The sequence below is a fragment of the Cellulomonas sp. genome, assembly GCF_035634735.1.
Taxonomy (GTDB): Bacteria; Actinomycetota; Actinomycetes; order Actinomycetales; family Cellulomonadaceae; genus Cellulomonas.
Genome location: NZ_DASQCJ010000067.1, coordinates 1 through 15,731, shown reverse-complemented (window position 1 = coordinate 15,731; position 15,731 = coordinate 1). Strand labels below are relative to the sequence as shown.

Annotated in this window: 19 protein-coding genes; 9 read left to right on the top strand and 10 right to left on the bottom strand. The window is 77.1% G+C overall.

The window, feature by feature from the left end:
• Positions 1-189: 189 nt before the first annotated feature.
• On the top strand, positions 190-402 hold the full coding sequence (locus VER05_RS06350) for a hypothetical protein (RefSeq protein ID WP_324844537.1): 213 nt from the start codon (positions 190-192) through the stop codon (positions 400-402).
• A 19-nt stretch (positions 403-421) separates the two neighbouring features.
• Here VER05_RS06350 and VER05_RS06345 read toward each other — a convergent pair whose 3' ends face one another.
• Positions 422-673 (bottom strand): nuclease, encoded by a 252-nt coding sequence (locus tag VER05_RS06345; protein ID WP_324844536.1) that lies wholly within the window; start codon positions 671-673, stop codon positions 422-424.
• A gap of 358 nt (positions 674-1,031) precedes the next feature.
• Positions 1,032-1,595 (bottom strand): helix-turn-helix domain-containing protein, encoded by a 564-nt coding sequence (locus VER05_RS06340; RefSeq protein WP_324844535.1) that lies wholly within the window; start codon positions 1,593-1,595, stop codon positions 1,032-1,034.
• Between the two features lie 109 nt (positions 1,596-1,704).
• Between VER05_RS06340 and VER05_RS06335 the strand changes: the two genes are divergently transcribed.
• Positions 1,705-2,616, top strand: coding sequence for an SDR family oxidoreductase (locus VER05_RS06335; protein ID WP_324844534.1), 912 nt, complete (start codon positions 1,705-1,707; stop codon positions 2,614-2,616).
• Between the two features lie 99 nt (positions 2,617-2,715).
• Positions 2,716-3,336 (top strand): dihydrofolate reductase family protein, encoded by a 621-nt coding sequence (locus VER05_RS06330; RefSeq protein ID WP_324844533.1) that lies wholly within the window; start codon positions 2,716-2,718, stop codon positions 3,334-3,336.
• A gap of 10 nt (positions 3,337-3,346) precedes the next feature.
• On the opposite strand, the gene VER05_RS06325 is transcribed toward VER05_RS06330, so the two are convergent.
• Together VER05_RS06325 and VER05_RS06320 are read right to left on the bottom strand one after the other, a co-directional pair.
• Positions 3,347-4,063 carry a hypothetical protein gene (locus tag VER05_RS06325; protein WP_324844532.1) on the bottom strand — a complete coding sequence of 239 codons (717 nt, stop codon included), beginning with the start codon at positions 4,061-4,063 and terminating at the stop codon, positions 3,347-3,349.
• 138 nt (positions 4,064-4,201) lie between these two features.
• On the bottom strand, positions 4,202-4,549 hold the full coding sequence (locus VER05_RS06320; protein ID WP_414647565.1) for a cupin domain-containing protein: 348 nt from the start codon (positions 4,547-4,549) through the stop codon (positions 4,202-4,204).
• A 119-nt stretch (positions 4,550-4,668) separates the two neighbouring features.
• Between VER05_RS06320 and VER05_RS06315 the strand changes: the two genes are divergently transcribed.
• Entirely contained in the window at positions 4,669-4,869 is a 201-nt protein-coding gene (locus VER05_RS06315) for a hypothetical protein (RefSeq protein ID WP_324844530.1), read from the top strand.
• 44 nt (positions 4,870-4,913) lie between these two features.
• Positions 4,914-5,951 carry an Fpg/Nei family DNA glycosylase gene (locus VER05_RS06310; RefSeq protein WP_324844529.1) on the top strand — a complete coding sequence of 346 codons (1,038 nt, stop codon included), beginning with the start codon at positions 4,914-4,916 and terminating at the stop codon, positions 5,949-5,951.
• 55 nt (positions 5,952-6,006) lie between these two features.
• Here the strand turns inward: VER05_RS06310 and VER05_RS06305 are convergent, their stop codons facing one another.
• Positions 6,007-6,450, bottom strand: coding sequence for a GNAT family N-acetyltransferase (locus VER05_RS06305; protein WP_324844528.1), 444 nt, complete (start codon positions 6,448-6,450; stop codon positions 6,007-6,009).
• Positions 6,451-6,591: 141 nt separating this feature from the next.
• Here VER05_RS06305 and VER05_RS06300 point away from each other — a divergent pair, with 141 nt between their 5' ends.
• Positions 6,592-6,864 (top strand): LapA family protein, encoded by a 273-nt coding sequence (locus tag VER05_RS06300; protein ID WP_324844527.1) that lies wholly within the window; start codon positions 6,592-6,594, stop codon positions 6,862-6,864.
• A gap of 111 nt (positions 6,865-6,975) precedes the next feature.
• Here VER05_RS06300 and VER05_RS06295 read toward each other — a convergent pair whose 3' ends face one another.
• The gene (locus VER05_RS06295) at positions 6,976-7,635 is read right to left on the bottom strand and encodes a DUF1684 domain-containing protein (protein ID WP_324844526.1); all 660 of its coding nucleotides are present in this window, start codon (positions 7,633-7,635) and stop codon (positions 6,976-6,978) included.
• A gap of 12 nt (positions 7,636-7,647) precedes the next feature.
• The gene (locus tag VER05_RS06290; protein WP_324844525.1) at positions 7,648-7,866 is read right to left on the bottom strand and encodes a hypothetical protein; all 219 of its coding nucleotides are present in this window, start codon (positions 7,864-7,866) and stop codon (positions 7,648-7,650) included.
• 64 nt (positions 7,867-7,930) lie between these two features.
• Here VER05_RS06290 and VER05_RS06285 point away from each other — a divergent pair, with 64 nt between their 5' ends.
• Positions 7,931-8,878, top strand: a complete 948-nt coding sequence (locus VER05_RS06285; protein ID WP_324844524.1) for an LLM class F420-dependent oxidoreductase — start codon at positions 7,931-7,933, stop codon at positions 8,876-8,878.
• Here the strand turns inward: VER05_RS06285 and VER05_RS06280 are convergent.
• Positions 8,859-10,133, bottom strand: coding sequence for a glycosyltransferase 87 family protein (locus tag VER05_RS06280; protein ID WP_324844523.1), 1,275 nt, complete (start codon positions 10,131-10,133; stop codon positions 8,859-8,861). The two genes, VER05_RS06285 and VER05_RS06280, sit on opposite strands and share 20 nt — an antisense overlap.
• A 195-nt stretch (positions 10,134-10,328) precedes the next feature.
• On the opposite strand from VER05_RS06280, the gene VER05_RS06275 reads away from it, so the two are divergent.
• Positions 10,329-11,666: a uracil-xanthine permease family protein gene (locus VER05_RS06275; protein ID WP_324844522.1), complete on the top strand. Its 1,338-nt coding sequence runs from the start codon at positions 10,329-10,331 to the stop codon at positions 11,664-11,666.
• Between the two features lie 22 nt (positions 11,667-11,688).
• On the opposite strand, the gene VER05_RS06270 is transcribed toward VER05_RS06275, so the two are convergent.
• Positions 11,689-12,372, bottom strand: a complete 684-nt coding sequence (locus VER05_RS06270) for a LytR C-terminal domain-containing protein (protein ID WP_324844521.1) — start codon at positions 12,370-12,372, stop codon at positions 11,689-11,691.
• Positions 12,362-12,670 (bottom strand): type II toxin-antitoxin system VapB family antitoxin, encoded by a 309-nt coding sequence (locus tag VER05_RS06265; RefSeq protein WP_324844520.1) that lies wholly within the window; start codon positions 12,668-12,670, stop codon positions 12,362-12,364. Before VER05_RS06265 ends, VER05_RS06270 begins: the two co-directional genes overlap by 11 nt.
• A gap of 187 nt (positions 12,671-12,857) precedes the next feature.
• Between VER05_RS06265 and VER05_RS06260 the strand changes: the two genes are divergently transcribed.
• The gene (locus VER05_RS06260; protein ID WP_324844519.1) at positions 12,858-15,698 is read left to right on the top strand and encodes a bifunctional diguanylate cyclase/phosphodiesterase; all 2,841 of its coding nucleotides are present in this window, start codon (positions 12,858-12,860) and stop codon (positions 15,696-15,698) included.
• The last annotated feature ends 33 nt before the right edge of the window (positions 15,699-15,731 follow it).

Genomic DNA, 15,731 nt, shown 5'->3' with positions numbered 1-15,731 from the left:
ACTGCCGTGAGCATGATGATGGACATGATGAAGTCGATGCCGGCGGGCACGACGGGGATGGACATGACCGCGATGCAGCCCTGCATCGAGGCCTGCTCGGCCGCGGCCATGGCGGCGACCATGTGTGCCGACGCCGATGCCGGGGAGAACATGGGCCGATGTGCGTCCCTGTGCGCGAGCACGGCGGACGTGGCGACCACGATGATGCGGATGATGCTGCGGCCCGCGGGCTACGACATGTCCGTGATGTCGGCGATGATGCAGGCCTGCGTCACCATGGGCGAGGCGTGCGCGGCGGAGTGCGAGATGCACGCGGACATGTCCGAGCACTGCCGGATCTGCGCGCAGGCCTGCCGCGCGATGGTCGACGCCTGCCGCTCGATGATGTCCTCGATGGCCTGACTCGCCGGGGGTCGGACCGCTAGACCGACGGGCGCGCGGCGTACCAGGCGCCGCCCACCGCCAGCAGCCCGGCGACCGGGTGCACCGCCGCCGGCTCGCCGGGCTGCGGCGTCGCGCGCGTCGTGAGCACGCGCAGCTCGCCGTCGAGCAGGGCGACCGTCACCTGCGCGTCGCCCTGCTCGACGACGAGGCCGTCGCGCCAGGCGCTGGGGGAGGCGGAGGCGACGACCTCCTGGATGGGGAGGACGTCGACTCGGGTGTGCTGCGGCACTTCAGGCTCCTGGGGTCCGGCGGGTGCGGTGCGGGTGCGCTCGCGCGCCGGGACCGGGCGGACCGGGGATGCGCGGAGGGCGGCTGCTGCGGGGTGACGCGGGGTCCGGCCGGGCGCGCGCTCAGGCGCGGGCGGGGGACCGCTGGGACGTCAGCGACACATTCGACAGCTGCACCGCACCGTCGGCACGGCGACGGACCCCGCGGGGAGCGGGGTCGCGTGGGCGTGCCGGACGGCGGACATGCCGACGAGTCTGTGCAGACCGGCGTGACGTGTCAAGAGTGACCGTCGCGGCCGCCGTGGCCCCGCTGGTCACGGCCCGGCGGCCGCCCGCGGCGCCGTCCGGTCCGTGGACGCCTCAGCCGGCGGCGAGCGCGCGCAGGTCGGCCAGCGCGGCCCGCACGTGGTCGTCGAGGCCACGCCCGCCGTCGCTCGCGACCCACGCCTCGAACCCCACGCGGAACGCGGCCACGGCCGCCTCGGCGGCGAGCGCGGCGGCGGGTACGGGGACCCCGCGCTCCCGCAGCGCGCCGGCGACGGCGGTGCCGAGCGCCGCCATCTTGAGCAGCTCGCGCTCCTGCAGCCCGGGGTTCGCCGCGACGACGCCCGCCCGGGTGCGGGCGCGCTCGTACCGGTCCGCGAGGGCGTCGCAGCCCCGGACGACGCCCGCCCCCGCGGCCTCGAGCGGCCCCGCGTCCGCCGGCGCGTCCACGACCCCGGCGACGGCCAGGCGCTCCAGGGTGTGCGCGCCGTCGAACAGCACCTCGCGCTTGTCGGCGAAGTACCGGAAGTAGGTGCGCTCGGTGACGCCGGCCCGCGCGGCGATGTCCTGGACCGTCGTCTGCTCGTAGCCGCGCTCGGCGTAGAGCTCCAGCGCGGCGCGCGCCATCCGGCCCTGCGCGTCCGGCTCCCAGCGTCCCATCCCGCCAGTCTAGTGATGACAGCGACTGACATCGGGCGTACGGTGATGACAGCGACTGACATCACGGTCGCCCCGGGTCCGCCCGGGTGCTCGTCCCTGGAGGACTCCCATGCGCGTGTTCGTCACCGGTGCGTCCGGCTGGATCGGCTCGGCCGCCGTCCCCGAGCTGCTCGCCGCGGGGCACGAGGTCGTCGGCCTCGCCCGCTCCGAGGCGTCCGCCGCCTCGCTCGCCGCCGCCGGCGCCGCGGTCCGCCGCGGCGACCTGGACGACCTCGGGGCGCTTCGGGCCGGCGCCGAGGACGCCGACGCCGTCCTGCACCTCGCGTTCACGCACGACTTCAGCGACTACGCGGCGTCCGGCCGCACGGAGCGGGCCGCGGTCGGGGCGATCGGCGACGTGCTCGCCGGAACCGGTCGGCCGCTCCTGCTCGCGTCCGGCATCGCCGGCGTCGCGCCCGGCCGGGTGCTCACCGAGGACGTCGCGTCGCCGTTCTCGGCGCCCGACGCCCCGCGCGGTGCGAGCGAGACCTACGCCCTCGCGCTCGCGGACCGCGGCGTCCGGCCCGTCGCGCTGCGGTTCGCGCCCACGGTGCACGGCGCCGGGGACCACGGGTTCGTCGCCGAGCTGGTCCGGGTGGCCCGCGCGCGCGGCGTCGCGGGGTACGTCGGCGACGGGGCGAACCGGTGGCCCGCGGTGCACCGCGGGGACGCCGGGCGCCTGGTCGCGCTCGCCCTGGACCGGGCTGCGGCGGCGGGCGACGTCCCGGTGGTGCACGCCGTGGGCGAGGAGGGCGTGCCCGCCCGCGAGATCGCGGCGGCGATCGGCAGGGCGGCCGGCGTGCCCGTCGCGTCGGTCACGCCCGAGGACGCCGCGGCCCACTTCGGCTGGATCGGCGCGTTCTTCGCCCTCGACCTCCCGGCGTCCAGCGCGCTCACCCGCGAGCGGCTGGGCTGGGCGCCCACCGGGCCGACGCTGCTCGAGGACCTGGCCGCGGGGGCGTACGCGGGCGCCGTCCGCTGACGGCGCCGGGGGTCTAGGCACGCGCCGCGCGGGTGGGGTCTCATGGGGGGCCTGAGCACCCGCGCGGCGCGCGTCGCCCGCCCGACGGAAGGACCCGCGATGGCGACCATCGTCTCGACCCTCTTCATCTCGCTCGACGGCGTGGCCGAGATCGACCCGGCGTGGCACTTCCCGTACTTCGACGACCACATGGGCGCCGCGGTGACCGAGGACTACGCGGGCGCCGACGTGCTGCTGCTCGGCCGGGTCACCTACGACTCCTTCGCCGGCGCGTGGCCCGGGCGGGAGGCCGCCGGCGACGTCGACGCCGCCTACGCGAAGCAGCTGGGCGACACCCGCAAGCTGGTGGCCACCCGCGGCACCGCCGACCTCGGCTGGCGGAACGCGGAGCGGGTGGAGGGTGACCTGGTCGAGGCCGTCACCGCCCTGAAGGCCGAGCCCGGCGTCGGCAAGGTCGTGGTGCCGGGGTCGCTGTCCGTCGTGCGGCAGCTGCTCGCCGCGGGGCTGCTCGACGAGCTGCGGCTGCTCGTGCACCCGGTCGCCGCGCGGGGTGGGGAGCGGCTGTTCGACGAGGGCTCGCCGATCTACCCGCTGCGGCTGCTCCGGTCGGACATCTTCCCGACCGGCGTCGTGCGCCTGGTGTATGCGCCGGCCGAGCTGCCGAACGCGCACGGGTACGACGAGGTGAAGGGCGACGTCCCGCTCGCCGACCAGGCCTGAGCCGGGGCGGTCAGCCGGCCAGCGCCGCCGTCGCGGCCTCGACCCCGGTCGTCGCCTCCTGCGCGGCGGTCGTCGCGCTGATCACGGTGTCGATCAGGTCGGGGTCGACCTCGGTGGCGCGCGCGGCCGCGGCGGCGTCGAGCGCGCTCTGCAGCGCGGCCCGCGCGTCGGCGTCCCCGGCGCCCGCGGCCAGCGCCTGCTGGCCGGCGGCCACCGCGGCGTCGAGGGCGGCGAGCGCGGCCTGCCGGGCCTGCTCCTCCTGCGCGATCTCGTAGTAGTAGCTGTTCTCGAACAGGTCGCGGGTCGCGTCCTGCACCGCCGTGAGCTGGGCGAGCGCCGTGGCGCGCGTCTGCTCGACCGCCGCGGCCTGCTCGGCCAGGGAGCCCTCCGTCGGCGCGGTGGTGTCCAGGGTCTCGGCCTCCGCGAGCGCGTCGGCGAGCACGGTCCCGAGGGAGGGGTCGAGCAGCCGGCCCTCGGCGGACGCGAGCCCCTCGTGCGAGGCCTCGATCTGCTGCCGCAGGTCGAGCGCGACCGGCGCGAGGTCCGCCAGCGCGTCGTCCAGCGCGGACCGGTCCTGCGCCTGCGAGCGCTGCGCGGACGCGAACCAGACCCCGCCCGCGACCAGCAGCAGGACCACGGCGACGGCCACGACGGCGAGCCGGGTGCGGCGCGCGCGGTCGGCCGGCGCGGTGGTCGTGGCGGTCTCCGGCGGCGTGCTCGCGGCCATGTCGTGCCCCCTGATCGGTCCGAGCGGTCGGTCGGCCCAGCCTACCGGCGGGGTCGGACGCGCCCGGTCCCGCGCCCGGCTGCTGGGACGTCGCGTCCGCGTCGTGACGACGCCCGGGACGGGCCGTCCGCTCGGCGGTCACCCCGGGCCGAGCGACGACCCCGGCGCCGGCGCCGCCGGGCCCTCCTTGAGCTCGACGAACAGCGCGCGGGTCGGCGCCGGGCCGGTGTTCTCGCCCGCGTGCTCCTGGGCCGGCAGCCACACCACGGCTCCCGCGGGCAGCGCGACGTCGCGCTCGCCCTGCGGCCCGGTCAGGTGCCGGTCGACCGCCGACTGCGTGATCATCACGCTGTCCGGGTGCGCGTGCGGCGTCGTGCGGTCGCCCGGGGCGTCCTCGTACGCCAGGACGCGCACGCGCGCGTTCTCGAGCACCACGCGGTAGTGCTCGGGATCGGTGACGACGGGGTCGAGGTCCACGCCGCCCATCGTCCTCGCCCGTGTCGCACCGCCCCGGTTCCTGGCTGTGCGCCCCCTGTGCCTGGCAGGATGGGGCCCGTGACCTGCCGAGACGCCGCCCGCCGGGCCCGCGCGCGCCGGGCGGTGCCGTGCTGAGCGGGGCCGTCGACGTGGCGCTGGAGCTCGTGCTCCGCGCGACGGCCGCGCTGCTGGGGCACGTGCTGCACGGCCGGGACGCCGTGCAGGAGCTCGCGGCGGCCTGGTCGTGGTCCGCCGCGGTGTGGCCCGCGGTCGGGCTCGTGGCGGTGGTGCTGCTCGTCGGGCTGTGGACCGCCTTCTGGGACGACTGACCCCCCGGGCCGCGGGTGTCGGGGCCCGCCCCTAGCCTGGGCGCATGCCCGAGGGTCACACCGTCCACCGCATCGCCCGCCAGTTCGCCCGCGACTTCGTGGGGCACCGCGTGGCGGTGTCCTCGCCGCAGGGCCGGTTCGCCCAGGGCGCCGCGCTGCTCGACGGGCGGGAGCTGCTGACCTCGGCCGCCGTCGGCAAGCAGCTGTTCCTCGGGTTCGAGGGCGGCCACGTGCTGCGGGTGCACCTGGGGCTGTACGGCGCGTGGGACTTCCTCGGCGTCGTGTCCCCGCTGGTCGACGGCGGCGGCGCGGTCGCGTCGCTCGGCGCCCCGCGCGTGCGGCGGTCGGTGCGGATGGGCGAGGGGGAGCGCGAGGGGGACGAGGGCGCGGAGGCCGAGGACTTCCCGCCGGAGCCCGTCGGCCAGGTGCGGGTGCGGCTCGCCACGGAGCAGACGGTGGCCGACCTGCGCGGCCCGACGGCGTGCGAGGTGCTGGACCCCGCCGCCACGGCCGCCGCGCTGGCGAGGCTCGGTCCGGACCCGGCGGTCGAGGACGACGTCCGCGCCCGGATGGCCGACCCCCACGCGGTCGCCGCGGCCACGGGTGGCGCGGCGCACGTCGAGCCGGGGGAGACCGATCCCGCGGTCGCCGACGCGGTGGCGTCCGGGCCGGGCACGGCGGCCGACGTCATGGTGCAGCGGCTCACCGCCCGCGGCACCGCCGTCGGCCAGCTGCTCATGGACCAGGCGGTGGTCGCCGGGATCGGCAACATCTACCGGGCGGAGCTGCTGTACCGCGCGCGGCTCGACCCGCACACCCCCGGCAAGCGGGTCCCGGCGGAGACGGCGCGCGCGCTGTGGGACGACTGGTCGGTGCTGCTGGCCGACGGCATCGCGACCGGCGTCATGCTCACCCGCGAGGACCTGGACGAGGCCGGCCGCGCGGCGGCGCTCCGGGACCCGGCGCAGCGGCACTGGGTCTACGGCCGCGGCGGCGAGCCGTGCCGGACCTGCGGCACGCCGGTGGTCGTCGAGGAGATGGCCGGCCGCAAGCTCTACTGGTGCCCGACCTGCCAGCGCTGACCCGGCCCGCGGCAGGCCCGCGCGGTCCCGAGCTCGCCGGCACCGGGACGCGCGGTCAGCGCGGCGCGCGCACCATCGGCACGTGCGGGATGCCGTCCTCGTCGTAGTCCGCGCCCGCGCGCTCGAACCCGTAGCGGCCGTACCAGGCCTCCAGGTGCGCCTGCGCGTGCAGGTGGATGGTCGCCGCCGGGCCGCACAGCGCGATCCCGTGCTCGAGCAGCGCCCCGGCGACGCCGCGCCCGCGCGCGACCCCGGCGGTCGCGACCCGGCCGATCGCCGGGTGGTCGCCGCCGGCGCGCAGCACCCGGATCGTGCCCAGCAGCTCGCCGTCCTCGTGCGCCCACACCTGGAGGGAGTCGTCCAGCAGGTCCTGGCCGTCGAGCTCCGGGTAGGGGCAGGCCTGCTCGACGACGAACACGTCGACGCGCAGCCGCAGCAGGGCGTACAGCTCGGCGGCGGTGATCTCGGCGGGGGTGCGGGTCTCGATGGTCAGCGGCACGCCGGTCAGCGTAGGTGGTCGGCCGGCGGCGGGCTGCGCCATGCTCGGACCGGGGCGGCCGGCCGGCGCCCGCACCCGCGCGCGCACGCCGCGCACCCGCACCCCGCGCACCCAGCACCCCGCGCCGAGGAGGAGCCCGCCATGAGCAGCACCGAGACGCCCACGAGCCGCCCGAACCCCGTCGTCACGTTCCTGCAGCGCCGCTGGCTGAGCATCCTGCTGGTGGTGCTCGCCGTGGTCTTCGTGGCGCAGAACCGGCAGCCGGTGCGGGTGCACCTGCTCGCGACGACGGTGACGACGCCGCTGTGGGTGGCGCTGACCGCGATGCTGCTGATCGGGCTGGCGGCGGGGACGTTCCGGATCCGCCGTGCGGGCCGGGCCGAGGGCCGCGCGGCGGGCCGCCGCGGCCGCTGATGTCGTGAGGTCGTCACATCCGCGTGAGGTCGTCACTCCTGAGTGACGGCCTCACGCCGTTGTGACGACCTCACGGGCGGCCGGATGTGCGACCGCGGCAGCCGCCGGGCGTCACTCCAGCTCGAAGTCCGCCACGAGCTTCGGGTCCGGCTGCTGCTCGCCCACGGGCACCGGCGCCGGCAGCACGTTCCCGCGGGTCGCGAGCGGGCACGCCCACGCCGGGTCGTAGGCGCACGAGGGGTTGTACGCGAAGTTCAGGTCGAGGATCAGCCCGCCGTCGGTCGCCCGGCCCAGGTCGGCGTGCTTGATCGTGTCGAGCAGGTACCGCCCGCCGCCGTAGGTGCCCTTGCCCGCGGTCGCGTCCTTCACCGGGATGAAGATGCCGCCGCCGTAGGTGCGCAGCGCCCAGACGGACAGCGACCCGAGGTCGCCGAGCTCGACCCGCCCGACCCGGTCGAACGGCACGACGCCGTCGGTGCCGGTCGCGACCTCGAGCCGCTGCGCGGACGTCGCGCGGACCCGGACCTCGAACCGGTAGGCCGGGTCGTACGGCGCGACGGACAGGCCCTCGAACACCGCCTTGGCGGCGTGGTGCAGCGGGGACGCGGCGTGCGTGGCGAACAGCTCGTCGCGGCGCGCGACCCACTCGGCGTGCGCGGCCGCCGGGTCGTCCTCGGCCAGCCGGCGGACGTCGGCGTACATCTGCGCGGTGCGCCGCCGCCAGTCGGCCACCGCCAGTGCATCGAGGGCCAGGCCGAGCTGCGTCACCATGCCCTCACCGTCTCACGCGCGGGGGCCCCGGGCCGGACGAGCACGCCGGTCGCCCGTCGGGCGGTCCAGCCGGCGCAGCGCCCGCACCTCGCGCAGCGCGGTGGCGGCGCACACGGCGCCCACGACCCACGCCCACGGCCGGCCGCGCAGGGCCAGCACCAGGCACACGAGGGCCAGCACCCCCGCGCCCAGCACGACGGCGAGGCTCGACCACCGGACGCCGCGCAGCACGCCCCCGACGCTACCGCCGGGGCCGTGGCGCGACCCACCCCCGACGCCGTGAAAGGCTGCCCGCATGGACCTGAGGATCTTCACCGAACCGCAGCAGGGCGCCACCTACGACGACCTCCTCGCCGTCGCGCGCGCCACCGAGGACCTGGGCTTCGACGCCTTCTTCCGCTCCGACCACTACCTGTCGATGGGCTCCGGGGACGGCCTGCCCGGCCCCACCGACGCCTGGACGACGCTCGCCGGCCTGGCCCGCGAGACCAGCCGGATCCGGCTCGGCACCCTGGTGTCGTCGGCCACGTTCCGGCACCCCGGCGTGCTGGCCATCCAGGTCGCGCAGGTCGACCAGATGTCGGGCGGCCGCGTGGAGCTCGGCCTGGGCACCGGCTGGTACGCCGAGGAGCACGCGGCCTACGGCATCCCGTTCCCGGAGAAGCGGTTCGGCCTGTTCGCCGAGCAGCTGGAGGTCGTCACCGGCCTGTGGGGCACGCCCGTGGGCGGCCGGTTCGACTACGCCGGCGAGCACTACACGCTGAAGAACAGCCCGGCGCTGCCGAAGCCGGTGCAGACGTCGCCGCTCGACGGGACGACGCCCGGCGTGCCGCTGGTCGTCGGCGGCCTCGGCCCGCGGAAGACCCCGGCGCTCGCCGCCCGGTTCGCCTCCGAGTTCAACCTGACCTTCCCGCCGCTGGACGTCGTGGGCGAGAAGCTGGAGACGGTCCGCGAGGCCTGCCGCGCCATCGGCCGGGACCCGGAGTCGCTGGTCATGTCGGCGGCGCTGGTCCTCGCGGGCGGCCGGGACGACGCCGAGGTGGACCGCCGCGCCGCGGCCATCGGGCGCGACCCGAAGGAGCTCCGCGCCGTGGGCATCGCCGGCACGCCGACCGCCATGGTCGACCGCCTCGGCACGCTCGCCGAGCAGGGGGTCTCCCGGGTCTACCTGCAGGTGCTCGACCTGCACGACCTGGACCACCTCGAGCTGATCGCCTCCGAGGTCATGCCGCAGGTGCGCTGAGGCGCGCCTCCTCGCCCGGGCCGGTGGCCCGCGACCCCGCGCGGACGAGGTCGCGGGCCACCGCCACGAGCAGGACGACCAGCAGCACGTTCCGCAGCACCAGGACCAGCGACGGGCCGGCCTGCTGCAGGGTGATGCCGTCGTAGGCGACCGGGAACACCACCTGGGTCAGCCCCGCGATCACCAGGACCAGCGCGGCCGGCACCCGCCACGACCGCAGGCCGCCCGCGCCGGGCCGGGCGAGGCCGACCACGACCGGCCCCGCGAGCCAGCCGACGAACTGCGGCGAGCCGACCTTGTTCGCCAGGATCAGCGTCACGGCGACCAGCAGCGCCCCGCGCGCGAGGAAGCCCGCCGTGTCCAGGCGGTCGCCGGCGCGCAGCCGCACCCACGTCAGCAGCGCCGTCACCGCGGCCAGGGCGACCGGCAGCGCCACGCCGAGCGCGCCCGCCACGGCGGCGGTCCCCGGGCCGGCGATCTCCCACGTCGTGATCTCCTGGTTCAGCACCACCCGCACCGGCTCCCCGCCGATCCCGCCCGCGATCCCGGCCAGCACGAACGGGGTCGCCGCCACCGACTCGACCTGCAGGCCGCGCTCGCCCTGCTCGGTGAGGAAGCTCGGGAGGTGCGCGAGCCCGCCGCCCGCCGCGACGGCGCCGACGACGACCGCGCAGACCGCGGCGGCGGGGAGCACCAGGTCCCGCCACGGGCGGCGCAGCACGAGCACCAGCGGCAGCAGCAGCGCGCCGGGGGCCACCTTGATCCAGGCGCCGAGCGTGAGCAGGGCGGACGCGACGGCGGGCTGCCGCAGGGCGACCGCCAGGGCGACGACCACGACCGGCGCGACCACGGCGTCCAGCCGGCCGACCGCGACCGGCCCCAGCAGCAGCACGAACGCCAGCCACCACCACGCGCCGACGGCGGGGTCGCGGGCGGGCGGCACCACGTCGCCCCGCACCGCGCCCTCCCGCGGCGCCCGCCCGGCGCACCGCAGCAGCACGACCACGGCGACCGCGTCCAGCAGCGTGATGAGCGCGGACCACGCCACGGCGTACGGCTGGGTGCCCACGGCGTCGACCAGCGCCGGCAGCAGCATGGGCAGCAGCGCGCCGGCGGGGTAGACCCAGTCGCCGTCCAGGACCGGCCACACGCCCTGGTGCAGCCCCTGCCACATCCACCAGCGGTACAGGTCGAGGTCCCAGAACGCGCGGGCCGGGATGAGCACGGTCCCGACGCAGGCGATCCAGCCGTGCACCGCGACGAACGCGGTCCACAGCGCGGCGCGCGAGCGCAGCAGCCGGTCGATGGCGCACCTCCACGGCGGTCGGTCACGGGCCGGGCCACACCCTACGCGGGCCGTGGGCGCCGCCCGGACGGGTGACGCGTCACCCGCTAGCCTGCCCTGCGGCGCGCGGACCGACCGGGGCGCCGGCGTAGGAGGAGGACCGCGGTGAGCGCGATCGGCTGGCGGGTGCACGGCGACGGCAGGAGGGTCGAGCCGGGGGCGGTCGTCGCCCCCGACGAGCGGCTGTCCTGGCCCCGGACCATCGGCATCGGCATGCAGCACGTCGTGGCCATGTTCGGCGCGACGTTCCTGGTGCCGCTGCTCACCGGCTTCTCCCCGGCGACCACCCTGCTGTTCTCCGCGCTGGGCACCGTCGTGTTCCTGCTGGTGACGGGCAACCGGCTGCCGTCCTACCTGGGGTCGAGCTTCGCGTTCATCGGCCCGATCGTCGCCGCCACCGCCTCGGGCGGGCAGTCCGCGGCCGTCGGCGGCATCCTCGCCACCGGCCTGCTGCTCGCGGCGATCGGCCTGGTCGTGCACCTCGCCGGCTCGCGGTGGATCGACGTGGTGATGCCGCCGGTGGTCACCGGCACCGTCGTCGCCCTGATCGGCTTCAACCTCGCGCCGACGGCGTGGGGCACCTGCGACGAGACGGGCGCGTGCAGCGGGTTCCGCGCCGCCCCCGTGACCGCGATCGTGACCCTCGGCGCGATCGTGCTGTCCGCGGTGCTGTTCCGCGGGATCCTCGGCCGGCTGTCGATCCTGGTCGGCGTCGTGGTCGGCTACGTCGTCGCCACGCTGCGCGGCGAGGTCGACTTCACCGCGGTGGGCGAGGCCGCCTGGTTCGGCCTGCCGCACTTCGTGGCCCCGACGTTCGAGCCGCGGCTGCTCGGCCTGTTCCTGCCCGTGGTGTTCGTGCTGATCGCGGAGAACGTCGGCCACGTGAAGTCGGTCGCCGCGATGACGGGCAAGGACCTGGACCCGCTGACCGGCCGCGCGCTGCTGGCCGACGGCCTCGCCACCACGCTCGCGGGCCTGGGCGGCGGCTCCGGCACGACGACCTACGCGGAGAACATCGGCGTCATGGCGGCGACCAAGGTCTACTCGACCGCCGCGTACTGGGTGGCCGCCGCGACCGCGCTGGTGCTCAGCATGTCGCCCAAGTTCGGCGAGCTCATCAACACGATCCCGGCGGGCGTCCTCGGCGGGGCGACGACCGTGCTCTACGGGATGATCGGTGTGCTCGGGGCCCGGATCTGGGTGCAGAACAAGGTCGACTTCTCCGACCCGGTGAACCTCACCACGGCCGCCGTCGCGCTCGTCGTCGGCATCGCCAACTACACCTGGACGGCGGGCGACCTCACGTTCGAGGGCATCGCGCTCGGCACCGCCGCCGCGATCGGGGTCTACCACGTGATGCGGGGCGTGGCCCGGTGGCGGGGGACCAGCCAGGAGCCGGCGTCGCCGGCGTCCGTCCCGGGCGGGGCCGAGCTGGACCGCTGAGCGGGTCGCGGCCGGGGGCGGCTCAGCCCTCGGCCGCGGGCTGCTCCTCGGCCGCCGGCGCCTCGGTGGCCGGCGGCGGGGTGGCCTGCGCGACCGGGGACACCTGGTCCAGCGCGATGCAGCCCTCCGGCACGGCGAACGGCTGGTCCGCGACCAGCACCACGTCCGCGGCCGCGACCAGGGCGTTGTAGGTCGACCCGACGACGACGTCCACGGTCGCGTCCGCGCGGGTGTCCAGGACGAGCTGCGGGGTGTCGAACTGCGCGGCCACGGTGTACGCGGCCGCGACGCCCTGCGTGCCGAACTGGATCAGCGCGGTGCCGGTGTACGTGGTGTAGCCCATCTGGCTCGCGTTGAGCTGCTGCCCGACGACGAAGCCGCGCGACGCGAGCGCCGAGGCGGTGTCGCCCGCGAGCCCGACCCGGTTGGTGCCGTTCAGCACGTTCACGGTGACCTGGCCGTACGGCACGGGCGTGGCGCCCTCGGGCGGGCACGGCGAGTTCACCGCGGCCAGGCCGGTCGGCTCGGGCGACGAGAAGTCCCGGGACAGGAACGGCAGCGAGACGTTGCCGGTGTAGACGGCGGCGGCGCCGAACGCGGCGACCGCGAGCCCGCCCAGCAGCACGCCGAACACGACGGCCTGGCGCTCCCGGGTGTGCCGGCGGCGGCGCTGGCGCGCGGCGTCCGGCGTGCGGTCAGCGCTCATCGGACTCGATCACGAGGACGCGGGCGTGCAGGACCGGCCGCTGCTGCAGCGCGGCGCGCACCGCGCGGTGCAGGCCGTCCTCGAGGTACAGGACGCCGCGCCACTGCACGACGTGCGCGAACAGGTCGCCGTAGAACGTCGAGTCCTCGGACAGCAGGTTGTCCAGGTTCAGCGTGCGCTTGGTCGTGACCAGCTCGTCCAGGCGCACCTGGCGCGGCGGCACCTCGGCCCACTGCTTGGGCGTGACCAGGCCGTGGTCGGGGTAGGGCCTGCCCTCGCCCACGGACTTGAAGATCACGGACGCGAGTGTAGGTGAGACGGGCCCGCTCCGGGGCGACCGGCTCGCGGGTGGGTGGTGCGGGGGCGGCAGCCGGGTGAACTTCGGGCCGGGGGTCGCCTCCCCGGGCCGCGCGGCCGATGGGACGGGTACGGCGGGACCCGGGTCGGACGGGCCGGCGTCGTGTGGGCTCGGGAGGGGGGTGCGCATGCAGGTCGACGCGCGCGGCCGTGCCCGCGGGCGGGTGCGGCTGGTCGTGGCCGTGCTCGTGCCCGTCGGGCTCGCCCTGTCCCTGCTCGCCTCGGCGTTCGACGCGCACCAGCAGCGGGACCGGGCCGAGCAGGCGACGCGCGCCGGCCTCGCGGTGTCCGCGGAGGCGCTGGTGGCGCGGATCGGGGGCCAGATCCGGGTCGCGTCGACGTCCGCGTCCCTGCTGACCCCGGCCACGGGCGCGTCGTGGGACGACGCGGCGGCGGCGTGGGAGGGCCACCTCCGGGTGCTCGCCGGCGCGCCCGCCCTCGGCACGGACCCCGCCGCCGGCCCGTCGGGGCCCGGGCCGCTGCTCACCTCGGGCGTCGGGTGGCTCCCGGCGCCCGCGAGCCCCGCCGACCGCGCCGGCCCGGTCGACCTGCGGCCCGCCGGGGCGGCCGACGTGCCCGGGGACGTGCACGTCGCGCGGGTGGTGCGGCTCGGGTCCGGCTCGCTGCTCGACGCGCTGGCGGCCGGCGCCGACGACGCCGCGGGGGCGGCTGCGGTGGCCGACGCGCTCGCCGCGGCTCGCGACTCCGGCGAGCCGGTCCTGAGCGCCGCCTACCCGGTTCCCGCGCTCGCGGGCGACGCGTCCGACGCCGGCAAGGTGGCGCGCGGGGCGGCGGACCGGGCCGAGGCCGCGATCGCGGTGCCCGTCTACGACGCCGCGGACGCCCCCGGCAGCACGGCCGAGCGCCGGCGCCGCCTGCTCGGCTGGACGGTGACGACGTTCGCGGTGGCGCCGCTGCTGGACGCGGTGAGCGCGCGGCCCCGGGACCCCGCGCTCGTGAGCGACGGCGGCACGGTGCTCGGGGTGCTCGCGGAGGACCGCGACGTCCGGTCCGCCGCGGGCGGGCGGCTCACCGTGGCGGTGCCGGTGGCGGGCCGCACCTGGACGCTCGCCGCCGAGCCGCGGGAGGCCGTCGGCCCGCTCGCCCCGCTGCCGCTGCTCGGGGGCGCCGTGCTGACCGCGCTCGTCGTCGGCCTGGTCGCCTCGCGCGCCGCCGCCGAGCTGCGGGCCGTCGAGCTCGCCGACGACCGGACCCGCGCGCTGGCGGCCCGCACCCGGGACCTGGAGTCGATCACCCGGAACACCCCGGACGCGCTCGCCCGGGTCGACGGCGACGCGCGGCTCCGGTTCGTCAACGCGGCGATGCGCCGAGCCGCCCGGGTGTCGGACGCCGACCTGGGCTCGCGGGTGGGCGACCTCGCGGGCCGGTCGCCGGTGATGGACTCGGTGCGCGCGCTGGCGCACCACATGATCGCGATCTCGGAGGACCGCGGCGCGGACGCCGACGCGGACCCCCGGCGGCTGATCAGCATGTCCGCCCACGTCGAGGGGCACTGGTACGACGTCCGGGCGGTGCCCGAGCGCGGCCTGGACGGCGCGGTCGACTCCGTGCTCGTCGTGGCCCGGGACGTCACGCGGTTCCGGGACGCCCAGGACCGGCTCACGCACGCCGCGACGCACGACCCGCTGACCGGCCTCGCGAACCGGGACGTCGCGCGGGAGCGCGCGGTGGCCGCCCTCACCACCTCCCGGGCGGGGACCGCGCTGCTGCTGCTCGACCTCGACCGGTTCAAGCTCGTGAACGACTCCTACGGCCACGTGGTGGGCGACCAGCTGCTGCAGCGGGCCGCCGAGCGGGTGGGCGCCGGCCTGCCGGACCGGGCGGTCGCGGCGCGGCTCGGCGGCGACGAGTTCGTCGTGCTGCTGCCCGACGCGACCCCCGCCGTGGCCGAGGAGGTCGCGCTGCGGCTCGTGGCGGCGTTCGACGAGCCGTTCGCGGTCCGGGGCGAGGAGTTCGCGGTGGGCTGCTCCGTCGGCGTCGTGCACGCCGAGCCCGGCGGGATGGTGTGGGACGAGCTGCTCCGGTGCGCCGACGTCGCGATGTACCGGGCCAAGGCCGCGGGCGGCGGCTGCCACCAGTGGTACGAGGAGCACGGCGCCGACCACGCGCGGCAGCGGCTCACCATGGCCGCCGACCTGCGCCGCGCGATCGAGGAGGGCGAGCTGTCGCTCGTCTACCAGGCGGAGGTCGACCTGGTCACGGGCCGGGTCGAGGGGGTCGAGGCCCTGATGCGGTGGACCAGCCGCACCCGCGGCCCGGTGTCGCCGGGCGAGTTCATCCCGGTGGCCGAGGAGACCGGCCTGATCGGCGAGCTCGGGGCGTGGGCGCTCGACCGCGCGCTGGCCGAGGTCTCGGCCCACAACCGCAGCACCGGCGCGGGCCTGCGGGTCTGGGTGAACGTCTCGCCCCGGCAGTTCGCCGCGGGGCAGGACCGCGCCGACCTCATCACGCTCGTCGTCGACCTGCTCGCGGCGTACGACGCGCCCGCGAGCTGGCTCGGCATCGAGGTCACCGAGAGCGCGCTCGCCGACGACGCCCGCGCGGTGCCGATGCTGCGCGCCCTGCGCGAGCTGGGGGTCGGGGTCGCCATCGACGACTTCGGCACCGGGTACTCGTCGCTGTCCCGGCTGCACGACTACCCGGTCACGCTGCTGAAGATCGACCAGTCGTTCGTCCAGGAGCTCGGCGGCTCCGGCGCGGCCGGCCCGCGGGCGGCGGGCGTGGTCGAGGCGGTCGTCGCGCTGGGCCGGTCGCTGGGCGCCGACGTGATCGCCGAGGGCGTCGAGGACGAGCCCCGGTACGCCGCCCTGCGCTCGCTGGGCTGCGACCTCGCGCAGGGCTACCTGTTCGGCAGGCCCTGCGCGTTCGCCGACGCGGTCCGGCCGGTGTCCGTCCCGGGGCCGGTGCTGCCGGGGATGGTCGGCGCCAGGCTGCCCGGCCCCCGCTGAGCCGCCGGCTGCTGCAGCAGCATCCAGGTCGCG